Source organism: Streptomyces sp. AK02-01A, assembly GCF_033795305.1.
GTDB lineage: Bacteria > Actinomycetota > Actinomycetes > Streptomycetales > Streptomycetaceae > Streptomyces.
In genome coordinates this window covers 1-9547 of the sequence record NZ_JARBAE010000089.1, presented here as the reverse complement: position 1 = coordinate 9547, position 9547 = coordinate 1, and the positions used below count along the sequence as shown (strand labels likewise).

General features: G+C 66.0%; 7 protein-coding genes and 1 pseudogene. 4 read left to right on the top strand and 4 right to left on the bottom strand.

The features are described 5' to 3' along the window. Nucleotides 1–560, top strand: a 560-nt coding sequence (locus PV679_RS35520) for a DnaB-like helicase N-terminal domain-containing protein (RefSeq protein ID WP_319685417.1), incomplete at its 5' end; no start/stop codon positions are given. A 180-nt stretch (nucleotides 561–740) separates the two neighbouring features. On the opposite strand, the gene PV679_RS35515 is transcribed toward PV679_RS35520, so the two are convergent. Then, on the bottom strand, nucleotides 741–2651 hold the full coding sequence (locus tag PV679_RS35515; protein WP_319685416.1) for a hypothetical protein: 1911 nt from the start codon (nucleotides 2649–2651) through the stop codon (nucleotides 741–743). 183 nt (nucleotides 2652–2834) lie between these two features. Here PV679_RS35515 and PV679_RS35510 point away from each other — a divergent pair. Next, nucleotides 2835–4212 (top strand): annotated as a pseudogene (locus PV679_RS35510) (IS1380 family transposase). Nucleotides 4213–4387: 175 nt separating this feature from the next. On the opposite strand, the gene PV679_RS36315 reads toward PV679_RS35510, so the two are convergent. Continuing rightward, complete coding sequence (locus PV679_RS36315; protein ID WP_416069872.1) at nucleotides 4388–5038, bottom strand: DUF6461 domain-containing protein; 651 nt, start codon at nucleotides 5036–5038, stop codon at nucleotides 4388–4390. Nucleotides 5039–5135: 97 nt separating this feature from the next. Next, nucleotides 5136–6146 (bottom strand): hypothetical protein, encoded by a 1011-nt coding sequence (locus PV679_RS35505; RefSeq protein ID WP_319685415.1) that lies wholly within the window; start codon nucleotides 6144–6146, stop codon nucleotides 5136–5138. 974 nt (nucleotides 6147–7120) lie between these two features. Between PV679_RS35505 and PV679_RS35500 the strand changes: the two genes are divergently transcribed. Further along, nucleotides 7121–7810: an IS5 family transposase gene (locus PV679_RS35500; RefSeq protein WP_319685414.1), complete on the top strand. Its 690-nt coding sequence runs from the start codon at nucleotides 7121–7123 to the stop codon at nucleotides 7808–7810. Here the strand turns inward: PV679_RS35500 and PV679_RS35495 are convergent. Next, the gene (locus PV679_RS35495; protein WP_319685413.1) at nucleotides 7728–8177 is read right to left on the bottom strand and encodes a hypothetical protein; all 450 of its coding nucleotides are present in this window, start codon (nucleotides 8175–8177) and stop codon (nucleotides 7728–7730) included. The genes PV679_RS35500 and PV679_RS35495 overlap by 83 nt on opposite strands. 1038 nt (nucleotides 8178–9215) lie before the next feature. On the opposite strand from PV679_RS35495, the gene PV679_RS35490 reads away from it, so the two are divergent. Continuing rightward, nucleotides 9216–9547: transposase (locus PV679_RS35490; protein WP_319685412.1), on the top strand; the 332-nt coding region annotated here is incomplete at its 3' end.

Below are 9547 nucleotides of genomic sequence, written 5' to 3'. Positions count from 1 at the left end.
CACCACCGCCCCCAGCCCCGCCCCGCGATACGGGCGAGGACATCCTGGAGGAGGAGCGGCTCCTCCTCGCCGCCGCGACCGCGTACCCGGCTGACCTGCAGCAGATGCGCTGGCTCCACCCCGACGACTTCGCCCTGCCCCTCCATGGGGCCCTGTTCCACTGCGTGAGCGCTCTCGCTCACCGCGGTGATCCCGTCGACCCGGTCACCATGCTCGGGGAGGCCCAGCACCGAGGACTACTCACCGCGGACATCACCGCGAACGACCTGGTAGCCCTGCTGTCTGCGCCGGCAAACTCGCCCGAGTACTGGGGAGAACGCATCCTCCACCGCGCACTGCTCGCCCAGGCACACGCCACAGCCCGGCGCATCCACACCTACGCCGAGGACCTCACCAACACGCCCCACCAGCTCATCACCGGCAGCCGCCGCGCCCTCGCCGACCTCCACGCCATACGAGCCCGCCACCAGCGCATCAACATCCCGCCCAGCCCACCGGCCGCACCGCGTACAACCCGAACTCCGGCCACCCGCGCCACCACAGCCGGCATGACCCGATAACAACCCAACCCCGGCCCGGCCAACACCCCGAGACTTGATCGAGCGAGCTGACCGCGGACGCAGGATGAGACCAACGCCGTTCGGCACCACAGTCACGGAGGCCGTCCGGATAGCCATAACGCACATCGACAACAGCTGAATCCCGGCCGTCGAGGCACCGGACCATACCTGCCGCTGGCTTCAGCCTTTCTCCCAGCGAGACTGGTCCTGCGGCCGGCGCGACAGAGCGTCGGCGAGCGGCTTCAGCGCCGCTTCCAGCAGGTCGGACTGCCGGGCGGGTCGACTGGGATGCAACCGCATGACATGGAAGACGTGGTCGCGTACGGCGGCGTTGCGCAGGCTGCCGGACTGTTTGCCGCGCAGGATGTCCAGCATGCTGGGGCCGGACTCCTCCTGGATGGCTTCGATCATTTCTAGCTCTTCGATGTCCACGATCTCCACCGGATCGGTGTCTGGTTCCTGCAACAGTCCGCGGGCGCGGGCGCGTTCACGGATCACGGTGAGGGTGACCGGGTTGACGGGGAAGCCCTCGGGCAGCACAAGCAGCGGCAGGTACCGACGGTCGGCGATAGCCGACGTGCCGGTGAGCGCGGCCTCGTCGCGTCGCAGTGCGGCGATGGTCGCGTCGATCTGGTCGAGTTCCTCGATGAGCTTGTCGATGTCCTCGATCTGTGATTCGCCGGGAACGGCGGTGGCGGCTTCACGGCGCAGCTGGGAGGTCGTGACCTCGATGACGATCCAGGTGCCGGGGTAGTCGATCGCGGCGTCGGCGATGCGCTGCCCCTGGGCGGTGTAGGCCGCCTTGAGCTCGGCGTCGTCGTAGACCCGACGGGTGGTGCCTTCGTCACCCGTGATCCTGTGCAGGACTTCACTTACGTAGACCTCGCTGAGGTGGCGCAGGGTCGACTCGGCCCGGGCCGCAAGCTTGCGGTGGCCCGGGGGCTTGGTGTGCCCTGGCGGCGGGGACTTGATGTCCCAGATCGGCAGCCATCCGAAGGCGCGGTTGAGCAGGTGGCGGGGGTGGAGGATAAGCAGCCGGTCCTCGGGCAGGCGGAGGACCGGCCACTCCTGGAAGGGGTCGAAAGACCATTCGGTGCGATGTGCGGGCAGTTGGCTGCGCACCGCCTCCCGCATTCCCGGCAGGTCGGTGCTGATCAGCGCTAGCACCGCCTCGACCTGCTCGGTGGGTATGTCCAGGCCGGCCAGTTCACCCCGTTCGATGACGAAACGACCGGAGGTGGTGACCATCCACAGGTAGCCGGCGACGGCACCCAGGGACTCGAACTGGATGCCCGTGCTGTCCCGGTAGGCCCGGCTGAGGTCGACGATGCCCGGCTCGCCCTGGTGCTCGGCCGGCAATTGCAGCCAACGGCGCGCATAGCGGGCCAGGAATCCTGCGACGGACCAGTTGTGGTTGAAGTGCTGGTTGGCGATGATCTCCCGGCCCAGCGTGCCCGGCCGGTCCCCGATGATGGTCGAGCCGGAGTCGGGGAACACCCCCATCGTCTGGGTGAGGGCGAACAAGGCGCCCACGACGTCGCCCTCTTCCATGCCTTCGGGGGGCAGGGTGTCCGGCGAAGTCTCCATGGCCATGCGGGCCAAAAGCATGAAGGCTTGGGGCACGAGGAGTCGGCGGGTCTTGTCTTTGAGCAGGTTAAGAACACGACTGCGGATCGGTTCCTTGAACAGCCGGTCGGCAAACCCATGGTCGACTGAGGCGACGGATGCACCAGGAACGGCCAGGGCGTTGAGGACCATGGCACAAAAACGTAGAACGCCTTCCACGGGAAGGCGCTGCAGCTGGCTTTCGGTGTAGCCGGAAGACAGCTGGAATCCGAAGATCTCTTCCGGGGTGAGGAAGACCGCGGTCAGATCGATCGGCGCTGGCTCCTGGGACGAGGCCGGGACCCACAACCCACTGGGGCGTTCGTTCCAGCGCGGGATGAGAGCCGTCGCGGTCGATCCCTGCAGCACCGGGTTGCCTGCCGACGGGTCGGCCAGATAGCTGGTCCGCAGGGAGGCAGGCTCGGCCTCGGCAAGCATCCGGCTCATGGTCTCGATCTGCTGGGCGAGGCGGTCTCCTGCGTCCATAAGCGCTCCCGTTGTACACATACCGCTGACCGTGGACTCGGCTGCCAGCATCCCAATCTAGCCTCGCGCTTTCAGGAAGCGGGTTGTCCGATGGGTGGTCAGGTAAGCGAAAAGTGCCTCTGACCAGCAAGAATGAGGATTGTCGAGGTCCTTGTTCCTGCCACCGTCGGAGGCACTTCTCAGGTGAAGAAGCGTATCGGGTCCTATCCACGCGTCCGCATCGAGGGCGGCGGTCGGGCGGTGGCGTCCCAGGCCGGGGCCGTGCTGCTGGTCCAGACCGCCCGCAAAGCCGGGCTGGACCAGACGATATCGACGGCGCTTGCGCCGTGGCGGAAGGCTCGGGCGGTGCATGATCCGGGCAAGATCCTGCTGGACGTTGCCCTCGCGGTCGCGCTGGGCGGGGACTGCCTCGCGGACGTCGCCATGCTGCGGGCCGAGCCGGCCGTGTTCGGGCCGGTGGCCTCGGACCCGACGGTCTCCCGCCTCATCGAACACCCTCGCCACCGCTGGGCCGAAGGCCCTTACCGCGATAAGGGCCGCGCGGGCCGAAGCCCGCGAACGAGTCTGGAAGCTGGCCAGGAACGCGGCCCCAGACGTCGCAGGGCAGGTGACCGTGGACCTGGACGGGGTGCTCGTGCTGGCCCACTCCGAGAAACAGGACGCCACCGCAACCCGGCAGAAGACCTTCGGACACCATCCACTGGTGGCCTTCGTCGATCACGGAAGCGGCGGCAGCGGGGAACCGGTCGCAGGTTTACCGCGGCCCGGAAACGCGGGCAGCAACACCGCCGCCGACCACATCACCACCACCCAACTCGCCCTGGCCCAGCTCCCGAAGAAGTATCGGCGAGGCCGATCCACGCTGATCCGCACCGACTCCGCCGGCGGCACCCACGAGTACACAGCATGGCTCGCGAAGCGTGGCAGGTGGCTGTCGTACTCGGTTGGCATGCCCATCACCGACACCATCCACCAGGCCGTCCTCAAAGTCCCGCCCGCCGCATGGACGGCAGCCATCGAACCGGGCGGTGAGATCCGCGACGGCGCCTGGGTCGCCGAACTCGACGGAGACGTCCTCAAAGGCTGGCCGAAGGGGATGCGGCTGATCGTCCGCAAGGAACGTACCCATCCCGGAGCACAGTTGCGCTTCACTGATGCCGACGGCCTGCGGCTCACCGCGTTCGCCACCAACACCACCAGTTCTCCGATCGCCGCACTCGAACTGCGACACCGCCAACGCGCACGCGCCGAAGACCGCATCCGCGCCGCCCGCGCCACCGGCCTGCGAAACCTTCCCCTGCACAAAACGGCGCAGAACCAGATCTGGCTGGAGATCGTGCAGATCGCTCTCGACCTGCTGGCCTGGATGCCCATGCTTGCCTTGTCCGGTGAAGTCCGCAGGTGGGAGCCCCGCCGTCTGAGACTCCGCCTCTTCTCCGCCGCCGCCTAGCTCGTCACGACCGCCCGCCGCCGACACCTGAGATTCCCGCGCCACTGGCCATGGACCGACGTCATCACCGGCGCGATCGAGCGACTCGAGGCTCTCCCGAACCCCGGCTGACCAGCAGATCCACCCGTCCCTGCGAGAGAACGCTCCATCCCGGAGCAGTGGAACCCGGCGTTCACCCGACACGACACTCGGGCCCACAGCCTGCCCAACTACGGTCATCGGCAACGAAATGGGCCACCGACTCCGTCGGCAGCCCACTATGAAAGATCGAGGCTAGACGTGTGTCCTAATCTGAGCGTTGCCCAATCGTCCCTAGACGTCTACCCAGGCTGCTTGAGGTTCCAGATGGGGCGGCTCCTCCAGGGCGGCTCAGATCTGTCCTCATGAGGCCCTCTCGGTCTGGAGCCCGGACGGCCACGGACAGCAAAGGCCCGTGGAGGAGCGCCGTTGTCAGGTAGTGCCCCGTATATTCAGCAAGGACTTCAAGACATGCCGTAATGCCGTCCGAAGAGTCAGCCAGTCGCTTGACCCTCCCTGTGAAGTCGCAACTGCTCGGCACGTAGGAAGTGCTGTTCCCGGGCTCGAATGACTCCACGACTTTGCCATCAACCATGTAGTACAGCGTGGTAAGCACCTGCCCAGTTCGACTCAGGACAAATACTTCTGTCTCCTTTGAGAGTTTATGTCGAATGCCGGGCGTGAAGCCGATGCAGTTGTCGAACTCGATACAAAAGGACCAGCCCCCGAGGCTTCCCGCGCGCAGTGCGGTACTCGTTGCAGTTGGCTCGTAGCTTTTGAACCACTCTTCGGACGTAATCCATCGGGCCTTGGAGACGTCGGCGCCATATGCTTCGAGTACGTCTTCAACGGTGCTTCCCGCCGACAACGCGAGGCAGAATTGTCCCGATTGGCCCAAACTCCAGGATTCTTCCGTCATTACGGCCTCCGCCACCAGAGAGTCAAACTGCCAATTCTACCGTCACCTGGCCGTGCGCCCACGGCACCCGCTGTGGGCACACGGCTCTAGCGCTGCCTTAGAACGGTACACTCAGGTAGAAGGGTTCCTTGTTGATAATTCGCTGATTCTGTATCAGGTTGCTGTAGGCCGTGCCAGCCAGTTGGTTTACCCCCAGGGGAACATGCCCGCGGACGCACGGTTCAGTGAACGTGACAGGTCTGGCGGGATCCGCCTCGTAGATGTTCCACTCGCCATCCTCAAGGAGTGGGACGATCTCGGCGCACAGGCCCCCGTCGGTTCCTCCCTGCCAGGTTGAGGCGAACGGGAACTCGTCGCAGGAGTCGTCCGGGACGATATCGACTTTCCTTACGAAGGCGATCGAGCTCTGGGTGCCGCATGTCTTGAGCCGTCTCGTCTCACCGTCCAAGGCTCGGGTCATAGGCTGTCCTGAATACCGACCCCACTTGCCAGGAAGATTGTACTGGGCCCAGTCGTAGGTGGCGCCAGCTGCGCCGTAGGTAGCTAGCGGCAGTTCCAGTTCAGGAGACACACTAGGCAGTGCACAGCCTGTGCTTGTATTGCCCGACTCCGTCAGAGCGGAGTCGCATCGGATGGTGCGAGGATTGGACCAGTTCACTGCAGGCAGGGGAACAGGTGCGGTGCCGGTCTGGAACATGGTCATGCGATAGTTGACCGTGGCCGCGTCAGCCACACCGACCGCTGGAACGTTGGAGTAGGACACCCTTCCCGTGGCCACGCCCAGCTCTGTCAACGCCTTGTTCCCCACCCAAGGGTTCTTGTTCGTTGCGGTGCACTGCGAGGTGCACGACGCTTCGACAGCGACACTCAGGCTCGCCAGTTGGCCGGTGAAGTCAACGGCCTCGACTACGAAATCCTCGTTCCATGCACCTGAGCGCGGGTTGAGCGTGGCGCTGGAACTGACGTAGAGGATCGCCGTACCGAGGACCTCTTGCTGCGCACCTCGCAGTGTGAACGTCACCTTCAGCTCACGAAGGCAGGCGCTCAGGCGCTCAAAACGCCAGGTGCCAGGATCTGCGATCGCACAAACCTGAGCGGATGCGGCCAAAGCCGCACGGCTTGTGGTAGCTGTGCGAATAGATGGCGCGAGGGCCGGTGCTAGCGAAGTGCACACACGTGTAGCGCCGGAGCGCCGCTCTGCGGATCCTGGAGCGGTTGGCGAGCAGGTCTCCGGGGCAGAGGTTGCCTGCTGACTATTCGATGATGCGGCGCCATGCTGCTCGGGCCGATTTTGCAGCGTCCCAAGTAGCCGGCCGTGCGTGCGCTCAGGCTCTGCATTCTTCGTGCTTGCCAGCGCCTGATTGGGGAGCAAGATGAGGGCGAGGGTTATTGCCGCCAGCGCAGCACCCAGTCTTCGCCAACTCACTATGACTTCCTTCCCTGTTACGGTTCGAGGGTATGGCTAGCACCAAGCCAGAACCATGGAGACTTCATGGTCAACAGCCTGGTAGCTGAACCGTACTGTCGCGTGACCACAGAAGGTGGAGTGGAATCGGCCAACATCGCTTCCGTAGGCCGAGTTTGGGCATCCATGAGGGGAGATCGAGGGCGATCTCGCGGGATTCCATCCAGATCTGGCCCCGATTCGCCAGTGGGTTTCGGTCGCTGATCAGTGCGTTGTGGCAAACCGGATCTCGTTCGAGGTGTGCGGCAGCGGGTGATCGTCTGGACGGAGGTTCGGGTGCGGTCGCGGGCATGAAAGAACGGGCTCCTTGGTAGTGACGCGGTTACGACACCAGCACGACCAAGGAAGCCCGTTGCCCGATTAGTTGAACAGCATCACTGTGCCTGCGTCCACCACGGTCACCCCTGGGTGTGACTGCTACGTGCACAGGTTCGGTTCGATCGCTCCGGGACAGCGGGTGCGGTGCTATCCCAGTGACATGACGGACGCGGAGTGGGCCGAGGTCCGCGCCGCGATGCCGGTGCGACCTGGCTCCTGAAGCGGGGCGGACGCCCGGAGGCGTTCTGCCATCGCGAGGTGCTCGACGCGGTGCGTTACCTCGTCGCCAACGGCGTGAAGTGGACGGCCTGCCGGTCGACTTCCCGTACTGGCGGGCGGTCTACGATTTCTTCCGCCGCTGGCGGTCCTGCGACTACGCGCGTGAACTCTACGAACGCCTGCGCCGCACGATGCGGGAACGCGCAGGGCGCAACGCCGAGCCCAGTGCGGGAATCATCGACAGTCAGCCGGTGGACGCCTCCGAGACCGTCGGCGAGGACAGCCGCGGATACGACGGCGGCAAGTCACGCGACGGACGCAAGCACCACATCCTGACCGATACCGAGGGCCTGCTCCTCGAGGTCACCGTGACCACGGCCGATGTGCACGATTCCAAGGCCGCCCCGGCGCTGCTGGAGGCATTCATGGAACAGCCGGGCCGGCTGCTGAAACTGGTGTGGGTCGACAGCGCCTACCAGGGTCCTGCGCTGGCGAAGGCTTTCGCCCGACACGGTGTCCGCATCGAGGTCGTGCGCCGCTGTGACGGGCAACGCGGATTCGTCGTACTGGCCCGCAGGTGGGTGGTGGAGCGCACGCTGAGCTGGCTTTCCCGCTCACGCCGCCTCAACCGCGACCACGAACGCCGCCCCGACCACCACCAGCAGATGGTGTGGTGGGCAGCCACGATCAAGCTGTCGCGGTGCCTGGCCGGCGATGCCCCGCGCTGGCCGGAGAAGCGTCCAGGGCGACGGCCCCGGGTGCGGGCATGAACCGTCCGTCCTTCGCCCGCACCAGCCAGCCCCGCTTCTCCAGCACGTAGGCACGGTGACGGATCTTCTCCACCTCGTTCTTGATCTCCGCATCCCGGCCCACCGCCCGCGTCAGCTCCACCCCGTTCACCGGCCCCGACGCGGCCACCACCGCGGCGAACACCTCCCGGTACACACCGCTGAGCACCTCCGCACCCATGCCCGACCGCCACACCGGCGGCCGCTCGCTACGGCCCGCGCCGGAGCCGCTCGATCCCGCAGCGGCAACCACCTCCGCCAGAGCCTGCTCCAGGACCTCCGTCCAGGACTCCAGCTCCTGCCTCGCCCGCGCCTCACGCAGTTCCATCAACCCCAGCACCGACAGCATCGCGACCTCCTCGATCAACAACAAGCCGTCCGCTGCCTGCCCCTACCCCACAACGATCACGCCCCGCACACGAAGAAGCCCCTGCTCATCGAACAGGAACTCCCTTTGCCACAACGCACTCAGTTCCACGGTTCACCCGTGATGTCCCCCCTCGGTTGAGGGCGGGCCATTGCGTGATGCCCCGGCTGCGCCGGGTTCCACAGGCCCGGGGACTGCGGGTTCTCCTCCTTTCCGGTCCTCGTCGGGCGGGGCCCGGTCGTCAGGTTGCGGCCGGAAGCCGGATAAGCCGCCTCCAACTGGTGGTGAACTCCGATGCCCAGGGCCAGGTCCGCTCGATGCGCATGAAGCGGCGGCGGCGGACGTTCTTCGCGAGGCGGGCGGGCAGGTGGTAGAGGCAGAAACGCAGCACAGGCTGGCGCCATGTCTGTGTTGATCACCGCTGAAGTGCCGCGCTGGCGTGTGGGCTCCGGCCTTCTACTCTGTCGCCAGCACCTCCACCACTACGATCCTGCGCCTCCTGCGCCTCCTGGCCAAGAACACCGTCCGTCCTCGCACCACGACCGTCACCCGCCTCATGGACTACATCCCCACCGCCGTGACCGCCGGCTACCTCCGCCAACCCGACATGGAACTCCCCCTGCCGGGAACCGACTTCGCCCACCGTGTCAGCAGGCTCCTTGCTGCCGCTGCCCACCGACCCGACGTTTGGGACACTCTTCCCGCCCGCCTCACACCCGACGATCAAGACCTCCACCAGACCGCGGCCCGCTAAGTAGCTGTTGTCGTTCCGATCTTGAGGGGTGTGCGTCGAACGGGAGTCTCGATCGGGTGGTTGCCGTCGGCCGCGGGCATGAAGGCAGGGCCTCTTGGTAGCTCGGGGTTGCGAAGCCAACCGAGATCCAGGAGACCCTGTTGCCGCAGTTGTACGTGCTCGCGCCGGTGGAGTTCAACTCGGCTTCTCCGTCGTGTGATTGTGTCGCCCACCGGTTCGGGAATGCGGCCGATCACCCGGAACGTGTTCGGCGGTATCCCTCGGACATGACGGACGCGGAGTGGGCCGTGGTCCGGCCGCTGCTGCCGGTGCCGGCCTGGCTGCGGGGCCGGGGAGGGCAGCCGGAGGCGTACTGCCACCGGGCGATACTCGATGCGATCCGCTACCTCGTCGACAATGGCATCAAGTGGCGGGCGATGCCCGCCGACTTCCCGCCGTGGGATCGCGTCTACGCGTTCTTCCGCAGCTGGCGCGACCACCTGCTGGTCAAGGAGTTCCACGACCGGCTGCGCGCCAGGGTCCGCGAGAAGCTGGGCCGCGGCGTGGAGCCGACAGCCGGGGTGATCGACTCGCAGTCCGTCAAGGCGGACGCCGTCGT